We start from the raw sequence: 20,991 nt of genomic DNA, 5'->3' as shown, positions 1-20,991 counted from the left end.
GTCTTCTCGGTCTGCGCGCAGTTGGCCGCGTAGTCCTCGAACGTCTTCTGGAAGGCTTCGGCCTGGCCCAGGGATTCCTTGAGCGGATCCATACATGCGGTCGCCGGACGGGCCTTCGGGATTGGCCACGAAGCGTTCCGCGGTCAGGCCCGAGCGGCCGAAGTAGCCGCGTGCCAGCTGCGGTCCGGCGACGTACAGTTCGCCGACCACGCCGGTCGGCACCGGGCGCAGATCCTCGTCCAGCACCAGCAGTTCGACATCGTCGCCGGGGCTGCCGATCGGGATGCTGTCGACGTCCTCGGCGGTGACCTCGTGCGAGGTGGCCAGCACGGTGGACTCGGTCGGGCCGTACACGTCGAACAGGGTCGCGCCGCTGACGCTGCGGAAGTCAGCGGCGATTCCGACGGGGACGGTCTCGCCACCGGTGAGCAGGTAGCGCAGGGAGTCGGGCATGTCCTCCCCGGTGCGCAGCAGCTCGCCCACCAGGGCCGCCAGCATCGAGGTCACGAAGAAGGCCGCGGTGACCTCGGAGTCACGGATCACCCGCACCAGGTAGGCCGGATCCAGGTGACCGTCGGGCGCGGTGATGACCAGGCGGGCCCCGGTCTGCAAGGGCCAGAAGATCTCCCACACCGAGGCGTCGAAGGTGGTCGAGGTCTTGAACAGGACCGCGTCCTGCTCGTTGAGCCGGAACTGCCGCTGCTGCCAGCGAAGGAACGTGATGACCGCGCGGTGCGGGATCGCGACGCCCTTGGGGCGGCCGGTGGAACCGGAGGTGAAGATGACGTAGGCGAGGTTGTCGGGGCCGGGCTGCACCAGCTCCGGATCCTCGGCCGGGGACAGCGGCTGCGGCTGATCCAGGCCGTATTCACGTGCGGTGCGCTCGAATTCGTCGATGCGCAGCACCGGGACCTCGGTGTCGAGGGCCATCTGATCGGCGGTGGTGGTGAGCACCACGGCGGGCTTGGCCACCTCGAGCACGTAGGCGATGCGCTCGGCCGGGTGATCCGGATCGATCGGCACGTACGCGCCGCCCGCCTCGAGGATCGCGAACATGCCGACCAGCAGCTCGAAGGAGCGCCGCGCCGCCAGCCCCACCAGCACGTCGGGGCCGACGCCCAGCCCGCGCAGGTGCTTCGCGAGAACCGTGACGCGCCCGGCGAATTCGGCGTAGGTGAGGGTCGCGCCCTCGAATTCCATGGCCACCGCGTCGGGCGTGCGCGCGACCTGTGCCCGGAACTGGGTGGCCAGCGTTTCGACCGGGGCCAGTTTCGGGTCGAGTACTTCGGAGGCCGCGAGCACCGCGTCGTCGACGAGCGCCTCCAAAGTGGCGGTGAGGCCGCCTTCCTCGCCGTTCATCAGGCCGGGCAGTTGTCCGGAGACCACGACCTGCATGAGGGCTTCGGGCTCGAGCGCGCCACCCATGGCCTCGCCGAGCATGGCGGTCTCGGTCGCCAGCGCGCCGTAGGAGACGGTGTCTCCCGCGTAGCGCAGGGCGATGCGGTCGGGTTCCAAATCGGCCACGACGGCGATCAGGCAAGGTAGGTCGCCCACGCCGTAGGCGCGGCGCAATGCCGTGACCCGGCCGGTTCGGCTGGTGGCGATCGACTCTGCGTAGTGCATCAGAGGGTTCCTTCCGACGTGCTTTCCGAGCGAAGGATCAGGGCCTGCGCGTCCGCGCTGAGCGTGCTCAGGGCCTGTGTGAGTCCGACCGCGCCGAGGGCGGCCAGAATGCCGGGCACCAGTCCGGCGAGGGCCACGTTCACGAGCGCTTCCGGCTTGGCGGCAGCGCCCATGGCACGGGCGGTGACGGAGATCTTCTCGGCGAGATCCCGGTAGGTGACGGTGTGGGCACCGTGGGTGAGGGCGAGGCCCTCGGGGGCGATCGCCGCCGCGGCGGCGATCAGGGTGGGCAGATCCGTGGCGGTGGCCGTGGGCTGCTGCGGCGCGGCCGGACGGCGACCCCGCTCGGCCTCGGTGCGAATGTCGATGGCGCGCACCGCGGCCGACGGATCGGCGAGCACGGTGTCGAGCACCAACAGCAGGCGCTGGGCCAGCAGGCGCACCGACTCGGCACCGAAAATGTCGGTGGCGTAATCGAATCGCATGTCCAGACCCACCACGCGGCCGGTCTGATCGTGGCGTTCGACGCCGGTGAGCTGGAGATCGAACTTGGCCTCGGACAGCTCCGGCTCGAGCGCCTCGACGGTCAGACCCGGCAGCGCCACCGAGGTCTGGGCCAGGTTCTGGAAGGCGAAGGCCACCTGGAACAGCGGGTTGACCGACGCCGAGCGAGCCCGGCCGGTGGCGGCCAGCACGGCCTCCACCACGCGCTCGAAAGGCGCGTCGGCGTGGGCGAAGGCCGCCAGATCGCGGTCGCGCACCTGCCGCAGCAGCTCGGTGAAGGCCAGCTTGCCGTCCACCTCGGTGCGCAGCACCACGGTGTTGACGAACATGCCGATCAGGTCGTCCAGCGCGCGTTCGCCGCGACCGGCGAGGGGGACGCCGATCGTGATGTCGCGCTGGCCCGACAGTTTGGCCAGCAGGACGGCGAAGGCGGCGTGCACAACGCCGAACAGGGTGGCGTTGTGCTCGCGGGCGAGGACGGCCAGGCGCTCGACGGTCTCGTCGGGCACCGCGAACTCGACCTTGGCGCCCAGCATTTCGCGGCGGGCGGGGCGGGGGCGGTCGGTGGGCAGCGCCAATTGCTCGGGTGCGGTGGACAGTTCGTTCACCCAGAAGGCCAGCTGCCGGGACAGCAGGCTGTCGGGATCCGTATCGGAGCCGAGGGCTGCGCGCTGCCAGGCGGCGTAGTCGCCGTACTGGATCTCGAGCGGCGTCCAGGCGGGTGCGATGGCTGCCAGACGAGAGGTGTAGGCCAGCACCAGGTCCCGGGTCATGGGCTGCATGGAGAAGCCATCGGCGCTGATGTGGTGCAGGACCACCAGCAGCACGTGGTCGGCGGGGGCCAGTTCGAACAGGGCCACGCGGACCGGCGGTGCGGCCGTGACATCGAAACCGGCGGTGGCGGTTTCGAGCAGGCGGGCCGGAAGATCGCTCTCCGACACCGGGATCGCGGTGAGCTCACCGTCGAGGTCGCCCAGGTCCAGCACGACCTGCACGGGCTCGCCGTCGATCTCCGGGTAGCGGGTGCGCAGGATCTCGTGGCGGGCCAGCACATCCCGCAGTGCGGCGGTCAGTGCGGCCTTGTCCAGGTCGCCGGACAGCCGGATGGCGGCGGGCACGTTGTAGGCCCCGGATTCCGGGTGCAGGCGGTTGAGCACCCACATGCGCTGCTGGGCCAGCGACAGCGGGGCCGGTCCCTCGCCGGTGCGCCGGGTGAGGGCGGGCATCAGGTCGCCGCGGTCGGCGGTGGCGATCCAGGCAGCCAGGCCAGCCACGGTCGGGGATTCGAACAGGGCCGAGACCGGCACCCGCACACCGAGATCCGAGCCCAGGCGGGCGGTCAGGCGGGTCGCCATGAGCGAATTGCCGCCCAGCGCAAAGAAATCGGTGTCCAGGCCGATGGCGATGCCGGTGCCGATGACCTCGGCGAAACCGGCAGCTACCGACCGTTCGAGTGCGGTCTCCGGTTCGCGGTGGGCGGCCACCGTGAACTCCGGCTCGGGCAGGCGGGCCCGGTCGACCTTGCCATTGGCGTTGAGCGGCAGGGTCTCCAGCACCATGAGGGCGGCGGGGACCATGTACCGGGGCAGCTCGGTGACCAGCGCGGCGCGCAGGGTGGTGACGCTCTCGGCGCGAGCCTCGTCGGCGAGGCCGGGGATCGCGACGTAGGCCACCAGACGTCCGGCGTGCGCGACCGCGACGGCCGCCTGCACTCCCGGCTGGCGGCGCAGGGCCGTCTCCACCTCGCCGAGCTCGATGCGGAAGCCGCCGATCTTGACCTGGAAGTCGGCGCGGTCGAGGTACTCGAGGGTGCCGTCGGCGCGCCAGCGCACGATGTCGCCGGTGCGGTACATGCGGCCCCCGGCAATGGGATCGGCGATGAAACGGTCGGCGGTCAGCGCCGGGCGACCGTGGTAGCCGCGCGCCAGCTGCGCGCCGGAGAGGTACAGCTCGCCGGGCACGCCGATCGGGACCGGCGAGAGACGGGCGTCGAGCACGTAGACGCGGCTGTTCCAGACCGGCGCGCCGATCGGGACGCTGTGCCGGTGCTGTTCGCGGACCTCGTGGGCGGTGATCGAGACCGCCGCCTCGGTGGGGCCGTAGAGATTGAACAGCTGTGCGCCGGTGGCGTTCCGATCCAGGAACTCGGTGGCGGTCGCGGCGGGCAGCGCCTCGCCGATGGCCAGCACCGCGCGCACCGAGGCGGGCAGCGGGCCGGTCGCCAGCAGCATGCCCAGCAGGGACGGCACCGGGTGCAGGACGGTGACGGCGTGCGTGTCGATCAGGGCGCGCAGGCGGTCCGGATCGCGTTCGTCGCCCGGGGCCGAGACGACCAGGCTGCCGCCGGTGGTCAGCGCCGACCAGAACTCCCACACCGACAGGTCGAAGGTGGCGGGGGTCTTGAGCAGCGCGCGGTCGGCCGGGGAGAGGTCGAAAGTGTCACGCAGCCAGCACAACTGGTTGACGATGGCCGCGTGCGGGACCGTCACGCCCTTGGGCAGGCCGGTGGAGCCCGAGGTGAAGATGATGTAGGCGGGATGCTGCGGGCGCAGGGGGCGCACGCGGTCGGCGTCGGTGATGGGTGCCGCGGAGGATCCGGTGTGGCCGTCCACTTCGAGCACCGGGACATCGGTGGTGAAGCCGAGGCCGTCGGCCGTCGTCGTGAGAACCACTGCCGGAGCGGCGGTCTCGACGATGTAGGCAATGCGGTCGGCCGGGTGGTCCGGGTCGATCGGCACGTACGCGCCGCCCGCCTTGACCACCGCGTACATGCCGACCACCAGATCGATGCCGCGGCGCATGGCCAGCACCACAGCGGTCTCGGGTCCGACTCCGAGGCCGATGAGGGTGCGGGCCAGGCGGTTGACCCGGGCATCGAATTCCGCGTAGGTGAGCGAGGTTTCGCCGTCCTGCAGCGCGACCGCGTCCGGCGTCGCCGAGACCTGGTCGTCCACCAGATCGGCCAGCGTGGCGGGCGCGACCGGATGCGCGGTGGCGTTCCAGTCGTTCAGCATGCGCCGGCGCAGGCCCGCGCCCAGCAGGTCGATATCGCCGATCGGCATATCCGGCTGTGCCGCGACGCCTTCCAGCAGGCGGGCCAGGGCGGCGACGAAGCGCTGCGCGGTGGCGTCGGTGAACAGGTCGGTGGCGTAGCCGAGGGTCAGGGCCAGCCCGGCGGGCGCGCCGGACTCGGCGTAGTCGTCCACCGCGAACAGGTGCAGGTCGAATTGCGCGACATGGGTGTCGAATTCGATCTCCGACACGGTCAGGCCGGGCAGTTCCAGGGTGGCCCGCTCCTGGTTCTGGAACGACAGGCCGACCTGCATGAGCGGGTGGCGGGCGGTCGAGCGCTCCGGGTTGAGCACCTCCACCAGCCGCTCGAAGGGCACGTCGGCGTGCGAGAAGGCCGCGATGTCGCCGGTTCGGACCCGGCCCAGCAGGGCGGTGAACGGTTCGGCGGCGTCGGTGCGGGTGCGCAGCACCAGGGTGTTGACGAACATGCCGATCACGTCGTCGAGGGCGCGGTCGCCGCGGCCCGCGATCGGCGTGCCGACGGCGATGTCGTCGGTGCCGGTGATCCGCGACAGCAGGGCGGTGTAGGCGGCGTGCACGACCATGAACAGGGTCGCGCCGTGCGCGCGGCCCAGCTCGGTGAGGCGGGCGTGCAGTCCGGCGTCCAGCGGCAGCCGAATGTAGTTGCCGTGCAGGCTCTGCCGGGCCGGGCGCGGGTGATCGGTGGGCAGGTCGAGCTGGTCGGGCAGGCCGGCCAGGGTGGTGCGCCAGTAGTCGAGCTGGGTGGCGGCCACCGAGTCGGCGTCGTCCTCCGCGCCGAGCAGGGCGTGCTGCCACAGGGCGTAGTCGGCGTACTGCACGGTCAGCGGCTGCCACATCGGCGCGGTGTTCGCCAGGCGGGCGTGGTAGGCCAGCATGAGGTCGCGCACCAGCGGGACCACGGAGGAGCCGTCGGCCGAAATGTGGTGCAGCACACCGGCGAGCACGTAGTCGGCGTCGGCGACCTTCAGCAGTTCCACCCGGATCGGGACCTCGGCGGTGACGTCGAAGGTGGTGGTGAGGATCTCGCGGACCCGGTCGGGCAGGTCGGCCTCGGTGGCCTCGGTGACGGCCAGGCCCGAGAATGCCTGTGCGGCAGGCAGAATCACCTGGGCCGCGCCCTCCGGGGTTTCCGGGTAGACGGTGCGGAGCGTCTCGTGGCGTTCCAGCACGTCGGCGAAGGCCCCGGCCAGGGCCTCGACATCCAGCTCCCCCGCCAGCCGCAGCGCGATCGGCACGTTGTAGGCGGTGGATTCGCGGTCGAAGCGGTTGATGAACCACATGCGCTGCTGCGCCGGGGACAGCGGCAGCCGCTCCGGACGCTCGGCGGCGACCAGGGCGGGGCGCTGGGATTCGCCGGTGCCCTCGGCGATCCGGGCGGCCAGGGCCGCCACGGTCGGGGCCTCGAACAGCGCGCGCACGCCCACGGTGGTCTCGAAGACCGCGCCGAGGCGGGCGACGGCCTTCGTCGCGACCAGGGAGCTGCCGCCCAGGGCGAAGAAATCGTCGTCCGCGCCGACCTTTTCGACACCGAGCAGTTCCGCGAAGACGCCCGCGACCAGTTCCTCGGCCACGGTGGCCGGGCGGCGGTAGGCGCTGCCCTCGAAGACGGGGGCGGGCAGGGCCTTGTAGTCCAGCTTGCCGTTGACGGTCATCGGCATGGCGTCCAGCACCATGAAGGCGGCGGGAATCATGTAGGCGGCGAGGCGGCCGGTGATGGCCGCCCGCACCGAATCCACGTCCAGGGCGTCGGTTTCGCCGACCAGGTAGGCGACCAGGTGCTCCCCGTGCACCACCGCGACGGCCCGGCGGACCGCGGGATGCTCGGCCAGCACCGCCTCGATCTCGCCCAGCTCGATGCGGTAGCCGCGCAGCTTCACCTGGGAGTCGTTGCGGCCCAGATAATCCACGTTGCCGTCGGTGGTCCAGCGGACCAGGTCGCCGGTGCGGTACATGCGCTCGCCGGGAGCCCAGGGGCAGGCCACGAAGCGCGCCGCGGTGAGATCGGCGCGGCCGCGGTAGCCGCGGGCCAGCTGACCGCCCGCCACGTACAGTTCGCCGATCACGCCGACGGGCACCGGGCGCAGCCGGTCGTCGAGCACCCATTCGCGCAGGCCGTCGAGCGGCGTGCCGATGGTGACGTGATCCGAAACGCTCAGCGGCGCGGTGGCGTTCACCACGACGGTGGCCTCGGTGGGGCCGTAGGCGTCGACCAGGATGCGTCCGGCCTCGGCCCAGCGGCGCACCAACTCGGCCGGGACGGCCTCGCCGCCGGTGGCGGCCGAGAGCACGTCCGGGACCTCGGCGGGATCGATGGTGCCCAGTGCGGACGGGGTCATGACCAGGTGAGTAACCCGGTGTGCCCGAATCAGTTCCGCGAGCTCGGGTCCGACGGCGGACTCCGGCGGAGCCACCACGAGGGTGGCGGCGGTGTCGAGGGCCAGCACCAGTTCGCCCACGGAGATGTCGAACGAGGGCGAGGAGGCGTGCAGGACGCGCGCGGTCTGCGAGCTGCGGTAGCGCTTGGTCTGCGCACCGGCCAGGCCGGGCAGGCCCAGGTGCGACACCAGGACGCCCTTGGGGACGCCGGTCGAGCCGGAGGTGTAGATGGCGTAGGCCACGTGGGTGGCGTGCAGCGGCCGGACGCGGTCGGCATCACGGATCGGCCGGTCGCCGAATTCCGCGGCGGTGCTGCGGAAGTCGAAGTCGTCGACGGTGAGCCATTCGATCGAGTCCGGCAGGCCGGACTGGGCCGCCGCGATCGTGAGGCCCAGGGCCGCACCGGAATCGGTGACCATGTAGGCGATGCGGTCGCTCGGGTGCGCGGGATCGACCGGCACCCAGCCCGCACCCGCCTTGGTGATCGACCAGACCGCCAGCACCGAGCTCAGCGAGCGCGGCATCGCGACCGCGACCAGATCCTCCGGGCCGAGACCGCGGGCGATCAGCAAGCGCGCCAAGCGGTTCGACACGGCGTCGAGCTCGCGGTAGGTGAGCTCCCGGTCCCCGTCGATCAGCGCGACGTGGTCCGGCTGCGCGGCCACGGCGGCGGCCATCAGGTCCGGCAGGGTGCGGCCGGTCTCGATCGCGTCGCCGGAACGGGTGGTCAGATCCAGGTATTCGGCGTCCGACAGCAGCGGGACGGCCTGCACCTCGACGGCCGGGTCGGCCACCACGGCCGCCAGCACCCGCTCGAAGCGCTCGGCCAGCGCCGCGATGCTCGCCGCATCGAAAAGGTCGGTGGCGTAGGTGATGTCGACGGTGAGTCCGTCCGCCGCGCCGTCGGCGTCGAGCGCCTCGGCGACGGTGAACTGGAGATCGAACTTGGCCACCGCGATGTCGATGGGCTCCGGGGCGACCCGCAGGCCGGGCAGTTCCAGCGCGGGCAGCTCGTAGTTCTGGAACGACAGCGCCACCTGGTAGAGCGGGTGGCGGCCCTGGGAGCGGGCCGGGGCCAGCACCTCGACGAGGCGCTCGAAGGGGACGTCCGGGTGCGAGAGGGCCTCGATGTCGTCCTCGCGCACCGTCTTCAGGACGGTGTCGAATCCGGCGCCCGGATCCACCTGGGTGCGCAGCACCAGGGTGTTGACGAACATGCCGACCAGGCCGTCGAGGGCCTGCTCACCGCGCCCGGCCACCGGGGAGCCGACGGCGATATCGGTGCTGCCCGACAGCCGCGACAGCAGCACGGCCAGTGCGGCGTGCACGGTGCTGAACAGGGTGGCGTCGTGGGCACGGGCCAGCTCGCGCAGTCCGGCGTGCACCTCGGCGTCGATCACGGTGCGGAATTCGGCTCCGCGCTGCGACGAGACGGCCGGGCGCGGGCGGTCGGCGGGCAGCTCGAGCTGCTCGGGCAGCCCGGCGAGGCGCTTCGTCCAGAACTCCAGCTGGCGGTGGCCGAGCGAGGCCGGATCGGTGTCGTCACCGTGGCGGTTCGCCTGCCACAGCGTGTAGTCGGCGTACTGCACGGCCAGCGGCTGCCACGCGGGCTCCGCGCCGTCGCGGCGGGCCTGGTAGGCGAGCATGAAATCGGTGGCCAGCGGGCCGAGCGAGACGCCATCGGCGCTGATGTGGTGGACCACCAGGGCCATCACGTGCTCGGTGTCGGAGACGCTGAAAAGCGCCACCCGCAAAGGGGTTTCGACGGTCAGGTCGAAGCCGCGGGAGATCAGGTCGATGACCCGGGCGGGGATCTCGTCGGCGGTGCGGCGTTCGAGGACCAGTTCGGTGTCGCCCGTCGGCAGGATCCGCTGTTCGGGGCCCTGCGGGCCGTCGGGGTAGACGGTGCGCAGGGTTTCGTGGCGGGCCACCACATCCCGCAGCGCGGCCTGAAGTGCGGCCGTGTCCAGCTCACCGGTGACGCCCAGCACCAGCGGGATATTGTCCGCCGCGCTGCCGGGGCCGTCGCCGTGGAAGCGGTTGAGGAACCAGATGCGCTGCTGGGCGGCCGAGAGCGGGATGCGCTCGGGGCGCGGCTGCGCGGCCAGCGGGGCGACACCGCTACCGGTACGGGTCTCCGCCAGGGCCGCGAGCGCGGCGACCGTGGGAGCGTCGAACAATTCGCGCACCGACAGCTCGGCGTTCAGCGCTCCGCCGACGCGGGCCACGACCCGGGCCGCCAGCAGTGAGCTGCCGCCGAGGGAGAAGAAGTCGTCGTTCGCGCCGACCTGCTCGACGCCGAGCAGCTCCGCGAACACCTCGGCCACGACCTGCTCGGCGGCGGTCTCCGGCGCGCGGTAGACGGCCGTCTCGAAGACGGGGGCGGGCAGGGCGGCGCGGTCGAGCTTGCCGGAAGCGTTGACCGGGAAGGCATCCAGCACCACGAAGGCGGCCGGGACCATGTAGCCCGGCAGGGCGCTGCCCAGCGCGGCCTTGACCGCGTCGGGGTCGATGACGGTACCGGGCTCACGCACCAGGTAGGCGGCCAGTTGATCGCCCGCGTGCGCGTCCGAGCGCACCACCACGACCGCCTGATCGACGCCCGGCTGCGAAAGCAGCGCGGCCTCGATCTCGCCCAGCTCGATGCGCAGACCGCGCAACTTCACCTGGAAGTCGGTGCGGCCCAGGTAGTTCAGCTCACCGTCGGCGGTCCAGGTGACCAGGTCACCCGTGCGGTACATGCGCTCGCCCGCGCTGAACGGGTTGGCCACGAAGCGATCCGCCGACAGGTCCGGGCGGCCCAGGTAACCACGGGCCAGCTGATCGCCCGCCAGGTAGAGCTCACCCGCGACACCCGGGGCGACCGGGTGCAGACGCGCGTCGAGCACATAGGTTTCGGTGTTCCAGACCGGGCGGCCCATCGGCACGAACGCGGTATCGGCGTCGGTGACCTCGTGATAGGTGACCTCCACGGCCGCCTCGGTGGGGCCGTACAGGTTGTGCAGGCGCGCGCCGGTCAGCTCGCGCAGCTTGCGGGCGGTTCCGGTCGGCAGGCCCTCGCCGGAGGCGAAGACGTGGCGCAGGCCGGTGCAGTTCGCGGCGGCGGGCTCGGTCACGAAGACGGCCATCATGGACGGCACGAAGTGCGCGTGGGTGATACCCGCGCGAATGATCAACTCGGCGAGGTACTTCGGGTCGCGGTGCCCATCGGGGGCGGCGACCACCAGCCGCGCGCCGATCTGCAAGGGCCAGAACAGCTCCCACACCGACACGTCGAAGGTGAACGGGGTCTTCTGCATGACCACGTCGGCGGGGGTCAGGCCGTATCGGGCCTGACCCCACACCAGGCGGTTCACCACGGCAGCATGCGAAACCGCCACGCCTTTGGGGCGGCCGGTGGAGCCGGAGGTGAAGATCACATAGCAGGCGTTCGAATCCCGCAGCGGCGCACGGCGATCCGCGTCGGTCAGCGGACCGGCGGCGTAGCCGTCGAGCGCCAGGGTGTCGATGTGCAGGACCGGGATGTCGCGGGCGGTGGTGAAACCGTCGCGGGCGGTGGTGAGGATGGCCACGGGGCCCGAGGCGTCGAGCACGTAGTCGGCGCGCTGCGCGGGCTGATCCGGATCCACCGGCACGTACGCGCCGCCGGCGGCGAGGATGGCGTACATGCCCACCAGCAGATCGGTGGAGCGCCGGATGGCCAGTGCCACGCGGGATTCCGGGCCGACGCCGGACTCGACCAGCTTGCGGGCCAGGCGGTGTACCCGGTCGGCGAACTCGCCGTAGGACAGGGTGGCGCCCTCGAACTCGAGCGCGGGCGCGTCCGGGCAGGCCAGCGCCCGCTGGTCGAACAGGGAGACCAGGGTGGCGGGGGCGACCGGGTGGGCGGTGGCGTTCCAGTCGGTCAGGACCCGGGCGCGCTCGGCCTCCGTGAGCAGCTCGATATCGCCGACCGGGCGGTCCGGGGTCGCGGTGACGGCGGCCAGCACCAGATCCAGGCGACGCGCGAAGGCGGCGATGGTGGATTCGTCGAAAAGGTCGGTGGCGTAGGTGAATACGGCGTCGAGAGCGCCCTGGTTCTCGGTCAGCGACAGTTGCAGGTCGAACTTGGCGATGCCGGGATCCAGCTCGATTCGCGAGGCCGTCAGGCCGTCCAGCTCGAATTCGGCCTGCGTGGTGTTCTGCAAGTCCAGGGCCACCTGGAACAGCGGGTGGCGGGCCTGCGAGCGCAGCGGGCTGAGCACCTCGACCAGGCGCTCGAACGGCACGTCGGCGTGCGCGAAGGCACGCAGATCGGCCTCGCGGACCTGGGCCAGCAGCTCCCGGAAGGAGCGCTGCGGAGCGACCTCGGTGCGCAGCACCAGGGTGTTGACGAACATGCCGACCAGGTCGTCCAGGGCCTGCTCGCCGCGGCCGGCGACCACGGAGCCGATCGAAATGTCCTCGGTGCCCGAGAGTTTCGCGAGCAGGGTGGCGAAGGCGGCGTGCAGCGCCATGAACAGGGTGGCGCGATCGCCCTCCGCGAGCTCGCGCAGCGCCGCGTGGCGGTCGGCGGAGATCGCGAAGCGGTACTGCGCGCCCCGGCGGGTCGCCACCGCCGGGCGGGGACGGTCGGCGGGAAGCTCCAAAGTCTCCGGCTGACCGGACAATTCGGCACGCCAGAAGCGAATCTGGGTGGCCAGCAGGGATTCCGGATCGCTCTCGGCCCCGAGCAGTTCGCGCTGCCACAGGGCGTAGTCGGCGTACTGCACGGGCAGCGGGGTCCAGGACGGCCGCTCGCCGCCGCGACGGGAGACGTAGGCCAGCATCAGATCCCGGGTCAGCGGGGCGATGGACCAGCCGTCGGCGGCGATGTGGTGCACGGCCAGCACGAGCACGTGGGTCTCGGGCTCGACCCGCAGCAGGGTCAGCCGGGCGGGGACGCGCTCGTCCACCGCGAACGGCAGCACCGCCAGTTCGAAGATGCGGGTCGTCAGATCGGCGGCGGGGACATCCTCGGAAAGCAGTGCCACACCGGAGGATTCGACGTCCAGCACCAGCTGGCGGCCGACGCCGTCCACGGCCGGGTACACCGTGCGCAGGGTCTCGTGCCTGCTCACCACGTCGGCGACCGCGGCCGCCAGCGCCGCGGCGTCCAGCGGACCGTCCAGGCGGATGGCCGCGACCAGGTTGTCGGCGATGGAGGCGCTGTCGAAGCGGTTGAGGAACCACATGCGCTGCTGCGCGTAGGACAGCGGCACCACCTCGGGGCGCTCCCCCGCGACCAGCGGGATCCGGCTGCCGGATCCGGCCAGTTCGCCCAGGCGCGCCGCCAGTTCCGCGACACCGGCGGCCTCGAACAGCAGGCGCACCGGCACCTGGGTGTCCAGGGCCGCGCCCAGTCGCGCCACCACCTGGGTGGCGATCAGCGAGTTGCCGCCCAGTTCGAAGAAGTCGTCGTCCGCGCCGACCGGCGCGGCGTCGGCGGCCAGGCCCAGCACCTCGGCGAAGACCTCGGCCACCAGCAGCTCGATCGGCGTTGCGGGAGCGCGGAATTCGCGGGCGGCGAAGACCGGCGCGGGCAGCGCGCGGTAGTCGAGCTTGCCGTTGACGGTCATCGGCAGGGCGTCCAGGACCAGGAAGGCCGCCGGAATCATGTACGCCGCCAGGCGGCCCGCGAGCGCGGCCTTCACCTCGGCCACGTCGAGCTTGCCCGCGGCGGGCACCAGGTAGGCGACCAGCTGGTCACCGCGCGCGGCATCGGAGTGCAGGGTGACCACCGCGCGGCGCACGCCCGGCAGGGCGGCCAGCGCGGCCTCGATCTCGCCGAGTTCGATGCGGAAGCCGCGCAGCTTCACCTGGGTGTCGTTGCGGCCCAGGTATTCCACGTCGCCGTCGACGGTCCAGCGCACCAGGTCGCCGGTGCGGTACATGCGTTCACCGGGAGCCCACGGGCAGGCCACGAACCGAGCGGCGGTGAGGGCGGAACGGTCCCGGTAGCCCCGGGTCACCGGCAGACCCGCCACGTACAGTTCGCCGACCGCGCCGACCGGCACCGGGCGCAGGCGGGAATCGAGGATCCACTCCCGCGCACCCGGCACCAGACGACCGATGGTGACCGGTCGGTCCGCATCCAGTGCGCCGGTGATGTTCACGACCACGGTGGCCTCGGTGGGGCCGTAGGCATTGACGAACTCGCGCCCGGCGTCGGCCCAGCGCCGGACCAGCTCCGGCGCGAACGCCTCGCCGCCGACCGCGACGTGGGCCAGGCTCGGCACATCCGCGGGATCGATGGTGCTGATGCCCGACGGCGTCATGAAGACGTGGGTAACCCGCTGGGTGCGAATGACTTCGGCGAGCTCCGCGCCGATGTGCGCGCCGGTGGGCGCGACCACCAGGGTCGCCGCGCTGCGCAGGGCCAGCAGCAGCTCGCCCACCGAGACGTCGAAGGAGGAGCTGGTGACGTGCAGGACGCGAGCGTCGGCGGTGCCGGAGAAGCGTTCGTACTGAGCCTCGGACAGACCGGCCAGTCCGGAGTGGGTGACCACCACGCCCTTGGGCAGGCCGGTCGAGCCGGAGGTGTAGATCGAGTAGACGGCATTGCTCGCGCGCAGCGGGCGCACCCGGTCCGCGTCGGCGATCGGCGCGGACTCGAAATCCGCGCACTGATCGATGAATCCGGGCTCGTCGAGCCGCAGCCAGGGCAGCGCGCCCGGCAGGGCGGCGCTGACGGCGTCCACGGTCAGGCCGAGCACCGCGCCCGCGTCGCGCACGATGTAGGCGATCCGCTCGGCGGGGAACGCCGGATCCACCGGCACCCAGCCGGCACCGGTCTTGGCGATGGCCCAGACGGCCACGATGTACTCGATCGAACGCGGCAGGCTGACGGCGACCAGGTCCTCGGGGCCGAGGCCGCGCGCGATCAGCAAGCGCGCCAAGCGATTAGACGTGGCGTCCAGTTCGTTGTAGCTGTAGCCGACCTCACCCTCGACCAGCGCGAGCCGGGCCGGAGCGGCCGCGACCGCCGCCGCCATCAGCTCGGGCAGCAGGCGGACGGTGTCCACCGGACCGCCGGAACGGGTTGTCAGATCGGTGTATTCGGCCTCCGACAGCAGCGGAAGCGCGTCCACCAGCACCGCGGGATCGGTGGTGACGGCCTCGAGCAGACGCACGAAACGGCGCGCGAAGACCTCGATGGTGGCGGAATCGAACAGATCCGACGCGAATTCGAACTCCGCGTGGATCCCCGCCGGTGCCGGACCTTCCCCGGGACCGGCACCGGCGAAGCTTTCGGTGACCGCGACCGAGAGGTCGAATTTGGTCACTCCGGTATCCAGCGTACCTGCCGTGGCAAGCAATCCGGGCAGTTCGAGGCTGATGTCTCCGGTGGCGGTGAACGACAGCAGCACCTGGAACAGCGGATGCCGTGCGGCCGACCGGGGCGGATTGAGGACCTCGACGAGCTGCTCGAACGGCACGTCGGCGTGCGCGAACGCGGCCAGATCGGCCTCGCGGACCCGGCGCGCGAGCTCGCCGAAACGCAGTCCGCCGTCGATCTCGGTGCGCAGCGGCAGGGTGTTGACGAACATGCCGATCAGCTCGTCGAGTTCGCGCGCGCCGCGGCCGCCGACGGGCGTGCCGATCACGATGTCGGACTGGCCCGACAGCCGCGACAGCAGCACCGCCAGGGCGGTGTGCAGGAACATGAAGGTCGAAACACCCTCGCCGCGAGCCGTTTCCGAAATGCGTGCGTGCAACTCGGCGGGCAGCTCGATGGCCAGCTTCTCGCCCCGGCCGGACGCGATCGCCGGACGCGGACGGTCGGCGGGCAGCTCCAGCAGATCCGGCGCGCCCGCGAGGGTGGCGCGCCAGAACTCCAGCTGCCGCGACAGCAGCGAGCCGGCGTCGTCGGCCGCGCCGAGGCGATCACGCTGCCAGAGTGTGTAATCGGCGTACTGGACCGCCAGCGGCTGCCAGGCCGGGGCCGCGCCCGCGGTGCGGGCCAGGTAGGCGGTGATCAGGTCGCGCGCCAGGATCGGGAGCGAGAGCCCGTCGGCGGCGATGTGGTGCAGCACGATGGCGATGGCGTAGTCGGGGACATCCAGATCGGCGGCGTCCACGACGACCGGACCGCCCAGTCCGCAATCCGTGGCGACGGCGCCGGTGACGGTGAACATCCGTGCACGGAACGGGATCTCGTGCTCCAGGTCGAAACCGGCGGCCGCGAAGGTGCGCAGCCGCGCGTCCAGCTCCTCGGCGTCGACCGTCTCCCGCAGCACCGGAACCTCGGCCACCTCCGCGGCCAGCACCTGCTGGCTGGCGAAACCCGCTGCGGTGGAAGGGAAGACGGTGCGCAGCACCTCGTGCCGCTCCAGCACGTCGGTCAGCGCGGCCGCCATGGCCGCCTCGTCGGCCTCGCCGCGCAGGCGCACCACGAACGGCATGTTGTAGCTCGCGCTCGCGGTGTCGAAGCGGTTGAGGAACCAGATGCGCTGCTGCGCCGGGGACAACGGCAGCGGCTCCGGGCGCTCGCGGCGCACCAGCTCGAGCGAAATGCCCTCGCTCGCGTCCTCGTTCAGGAACTGGGCGTCGATCACGGTGGCCAGCTCGGAGACGCTGGTGGCGCCGAACATCTCGCGCACGGTCAGGCGGCAGCCCAGCTCGGCGTTCAGGCGCGCGGCCACCTGCGTGGCGACCAGGCTGTTGCCGCCCAGGGCGAAGAAGTCATCGGCCCGGCCGACCTCGGTCGCGTCCAGCACCTCGGCGAATACGCGGGCCACCGCCCGCTCGGTCACGGTCGCGGGGGCCTCGTAGCGGACGGTCACCCGCTCCGGCTCGGGCAGCGCGGCGCGATCCAGCTTGCCGGAGGCATTGACCGGCAGGGCGTCCAGCACCACGTACGCGCTCGGCAGCATGTAGGACGGCAACGCCCGCCCGGCCGCGGCCTTGAGCCGGGTGACATCCAGGTCGGCGGGCGCGACCACATAGGCGACCAGCTGGTCCTCGCGCACGACGACCACCGCGCGGGTGACGTCCTCGACATCGGCCAGCACGGTCTCGATCTCGCCCAGCTCGATGCGCAGACCGCGCACCTTCACCTGGAAATCGGTGCGGCCCAGGTACTCCAGCTCACCGTTGTCGGTCCACTGCACCAGATCACCGGTGCGGTACATGAGTTCGGCGCCGGCGGCGAACGGGTCGGCCACGAAACGCTCGGCCGTCAGGCCCGGACGCGTCACGTAGCCCCGGGCGAGCTGTACCCCCGACAGATACAGCTCACCCGGGGTTCCCACGGGGACCGGCCGCAGACGTGCGTCGAGCACGTACAGCCGGGTATTGAACACCGGCGCGCCAATGGGCACGGACACGGTGTCCGCGGCGGTCACCTCGTGATAGGTGACCTCGACCGCAGCTTCGGTAGGACCGTAGAGATTGTGCAGCGCGACGCCGGTCAGCGCGCGCAGCCGCTGGGCGGCCGAACCCGGCAACGCCTCACCGGAGGTGAAGACCAGGCGCAGGCGCGCATTCGCGTCGAGCTCCGGATCGCGCTCCAGCTCGGCGAGGTAGGCCTCCAGCATGGACGGCACGAAATGCGCTGTGGTGACGCCGTATTCGGCGATCACGGAACGCAGATAGGCGGGATCGCGGTGACCGTCGGGCTGCGCCAGCACCAGGGTCGCGCCGATCTGGAGCGGGAAGAACAGCTCCGGCACCGACACGTCGAAGGTGACCGGGGTCTTCTGCAACAGCACATCGGCCGCGGACAGGTCGTAGGTCTCCCGCATCCACACCAGACGGTTCACGATGGCGGCGTGCGACACCATCACGCCCTTGGGGCGGCCGGTGGAGCCCGAGGTGAACAGGGCGTAGGCGGTGTTGGCGGGGCGCAGCGGGGCCGCGCGCTCGGCATCGGTCACCGGCGACGCGGCGTACCCGGAAAGGAATTCGCCGAGGGTGTCGAGATCCAGTGTGGGGACATCGGTTTCGGGGCGGTCGGCCGAGGTGGCCAGCACCAGGGCGGGCGAGGCCGTCTTGAGGATGTGCGCGGTGCGCTCGGCCGGGTGGTCCGGATCCAGCGGCACGTACGCGCCGCCCGCGGCCTGCACGGCGTACACCGCGACCATCAGCTCCGGGGAACGCCGCAGGTGCAGCGCCACCAGCGACTCCGGGCCGACACCGAGGGAAATCAGATGGCGGGCAAGACGATTCACCCGCTCCGCGAAGGCCGCGTAGTTGAGGTCCCGATCCGGCTCACCGGCGAACCGGATCGCCGTCGCCTCCGGCGTGCGGGCCGCCTGGGCCTCGAACATCGACACCAGCGTCGCCGCCGGGTCCACCGGGAAGACGGTGTCGTTCCACAGCCGCAGCACCACATCGCGTTCCAGCTCGGTGCAGACGTCCACGTCCGCGATCCGGTCGTCGGCCTCCAGCCCGACCAGCCGCTCCAGAAAATTCACGAAACGCCGGTAGTGCCGGATGTTCTCGGCGCTGGTGTACAGGTTCGGATTGACCTCGAGCTCGAGCTGGATGCGCTCGTTCTCCCCGTAGAACAGATTGAGGCTCATGTCCTCGATCGGGCTGGTGGACAGCAGGTGCAGCCGCGCCTTGATGTCCCCGAACTCCAGCTGCGGGTGGAACAGCATGATGTTGACCATCGGGCCGAACAGCGCGCGCGAGGACGCGCCGCCCGACAGCTCGGCGTCACGGTGGATGTCCTCGTGGCGGTAGCGCTGATGGCGCAGCGCACCCGAGATCTCCAGCCGCGCCGAGGTCAGCAGCTCGGCCCAGGTGGTGTTGTCGCGCACCGGAAGTCGCATCGGCACGATATTGGAGAGCATGCCCGTGGAGCGGCGCATGACCGCGGTGGTGCGCGCCGTCACCGGCAGGCTCAGCACCGCCTCGTCCTTGCCGGTGAGCCGCGCCATGTACGCGGCGAACGCCGCCACGATCACCCCGGGCAGGCCCGAATCGTGCTGCGCGCCAACTTCTTCGACACGACGGCGGAGTTCCTCGTGCAGCGGCGCGCCGTAGCGCATATTGCCCGCGCGCGGCGGCGCGGACCGGCCCTTGAGGGTGGTGCCGCCCTCGAGCCCCGCGGTGCGCTGGGCCCAGTGCGCGCGATCGGCCTCGAAGCGGGTGCTCTCGCGGTAGGCGAATTCGGATTCGACCAGCTCCTTGAGCGTGCCGACCCGCACCGACTCCGGTTCGAGCCCGCGCTGCAGGGCGGTGTAGCGCTTCGCCGACCACTGCATGGTGTTCATGGCGGCGTAGCCGTCGCCGACGATGTGGTGGCCGATCACGAACCAGAACCAGCGCTGGTCGGCGACGCGAATCAGGGTGGGCGCGAACAGCAGATCGATGTCGGTGAGCACGTCGGCCGGGCGCACCACCTGCGCGTTCATCCAGTCATGGGCTGCCGCAACGGGATCCGGCTCGGAGCGCAGATCCAGCAGCGTGGTGTTGTGGCCCGCGGTCGGGTCGATGTACTGGAAGGGCTGCCCGTCGATCTCGGTGAAACGCAGCTGCGAGGAGCGCCACATCGGCACGCCGTCCTGGGACACCCGCAATAGCAGATCGACATCGAAATCCCCTTGGATGTCGACGTATTGGGCCATGGTGAGAGGCACCTCGGGTGTCAGCAGCTGGGCGTACCAGACGCCGAGCTGCGCGGGCCCGAGCGGGAACGGCGCTGAGATATCCGACGGCGGAACTTCACTCGGTCCGAGACCACTCGAGTCCGTACCCTGCACCAGAGCCTCCCTTGTCATGGCGAATTGCTATGTCGACCAACGTTTTCGGGCATCGCGAAATAGACCTGCGTACGCACCGCTGACGTGGGCGCACCAGGACGCGAAAGGTCGCACTGCCCTTGGTGATTCGACGAATGCGCGGGGGTATCACTGGCATGACCCAGCCGCGCTGTTCCAACTAGTGCTCGAAGCGGCCGGGCCTACTGGCTCGCCGGCCGGGATGCGATTGCCTCCGGGTCATCGCATCCGGATTGTCCTGCTGCCGATCTCCTCCAACTGTCACCTGCATCACATGGGATGCCGTTCATGCATGCGAACACTAGGCGTTTACACAATAAAAAGGAACTTTTTCCCGAAAAAAAGTTGGACAAGCGTCTAGTTGACCGGCGGGCTCTCGCGCTGCGGGCCCTGAATGTGGGTACGACCACATGACTGACCGAAGGTGTGACTGACCACACTTTCGGATGTGGAGACTATGAGTCGAAACGTTGCATCTGCGTTGCATCAGCGCCCAGGCGCCGATCCAGCACGCGAATCTTGGCCTCGATCTGCGCATACAGCGGAGACTCACGATCAACGGTGGCACGGTAGGCGGCCCACGCGGCCGCATCGTCACGCCCCTCGGCACCCGAAGTCCACCGACTCAGTACCGAAGCGTCGCCGGAACGTAATACGGCCGTGCGCAGGCGCACTCGCAACTCATCGCGAATGTCTATAACTCCCGGCGCATTCGACCGCGGCAGCACCGGGCCCGCGTACAGCCGCACCGCGGCATCCACATCCCCGGAATCCAGGGCGGCGCGCAGCGCCTCCACATCCGTGGCGATCGGGACCCGCAAACGATAGGGGCGCGAACCGAACACATTCGAGCCGACCACCGAGCGCAGCCGCGACATGGCGGCGCGAATCGTGGCGTTGTCCAAATCGGCGTCGTCGAGCAGCAGGGCGAGGTGATCGGCCGACAGGCCCTCGGTGTGCTCGGCCAGCAGCAGCAGGATCTCGGCGTGCCGCTGCGACAAGGGAATTCGCTCGCCGTCACGGATCAGCACGGGGCGACGCGCGCCCAGCGCCTCGAGCCGCAGCAGCGCGCCGGCCGGTGCCGCGGCGGGATCGAGCAGGTGCAACCGCAACTCGGCCTCGGCCGCGCTGACCGTGGCCCGGATGAGCGTGAGCGCCTCGGGCGCGGCGACGCTGGGCCCGCCGGTGATGTCGATCGCGCCGATGATCTGCCCGGTGCCCGGATCGTGCACGGGTGCGGCCGAACAACTCCACTCGTGCACGACGCGGCTGAAGTGCTCGGCCGCGAAGATCTGCACCGGGTGATCGAGTGCCAGCGCGGTGCCCGGGGCATTGGTGCCGACGCGATCCTCGCTCCAGTTCGCGCCCTCGGTGAACCCGATCCGGTCCGCGCGGGCCTTGACCTTCGGATCGCCCTCCACCCACAGCAGCCGCCCCGCCGCGTCACTGATCGCGACCACCAGCCCGGCGTCGGCGGCGTCCTCGACGAGCAGCTTGCCGACCACCGGCCGGATCACCGAGATCGGTTGCGCCGCACGGTAATCGCGCAGCTCCCGGAGATCGATCTCCACGGCCGGGTCGCAGCCGTCCGGATCGATGCCGCTGCCGCGGCTGCGTCGCCAGGAGTCCAGCACCACCGATCGCACCGGCCACCGGAAGCCGCGCCCGGGGTTGTCGAAGACGGATC

Annotated in this window: 3 protein-coding genes; all 3 read right to left on the bottom strand. The window is 71.0% G+C overall.

Going from position 1 to position 20,991, the window contains the following annotated elements:
* Nucleotides 1-1,623: amino acid adenylation domain-containing protein (locus tag ACWELQ_RS10140; RefSeq protein ID WP_452396688.1), on the bottom strand; the 1,623-nt coding region annotated here is incomplete at its 3' end.
* Nucleotides 1,623-19,304, bottom strand: coding sequence for a non-ribosomal peptide synthase/polyketide synthase (locus ACWELQ_RS10135; protein ID WP_452396687.1), 17,682 nt, complete (start codon nt 19,302-19,304; stop codon nt 1,623-1,625). The genes ACWELQ_RS10140 and ACWELQ_RS10135, both read right to left, overlap by 1 nt.
* A gap of 455 nt (nt 19,305-19,759) precedes the next feature.
* Nucleotides 19,760-20,950: a transcriptional regulator gene (locus tag ACWELQ_RS10130; RefSeq protein WP_452396689.1), complete on the bottom strand. Its 1,191-nt coding sequence runs from the start codon at nt 20,948-20,950 to the stop codon at nt 19,760-19,762.
* Nucleotides 20,951-20,991 lie beyond the last annotated feature (41 nt).

The sequence above is a fragment of the Nocardia sp. NPDC004722 genome (assembly GCF_053601505.1).
The sequence above is the reverse complement of the archived record's forward strand: the minus strand, read 5'-3'. Positions and strand labels throughout refer to the sequence as shown.

What these genes read in the sequence shown, in the direction of transcription:
- ACWELQ_RS10135 (WP_452396687.1), bottom strand. Translation starts at nt 19,304, where the DNA reads ATGACAAGGGAGGCTCTGGTGCAGGGTACGGACTCGAGTGGTCTCGGA.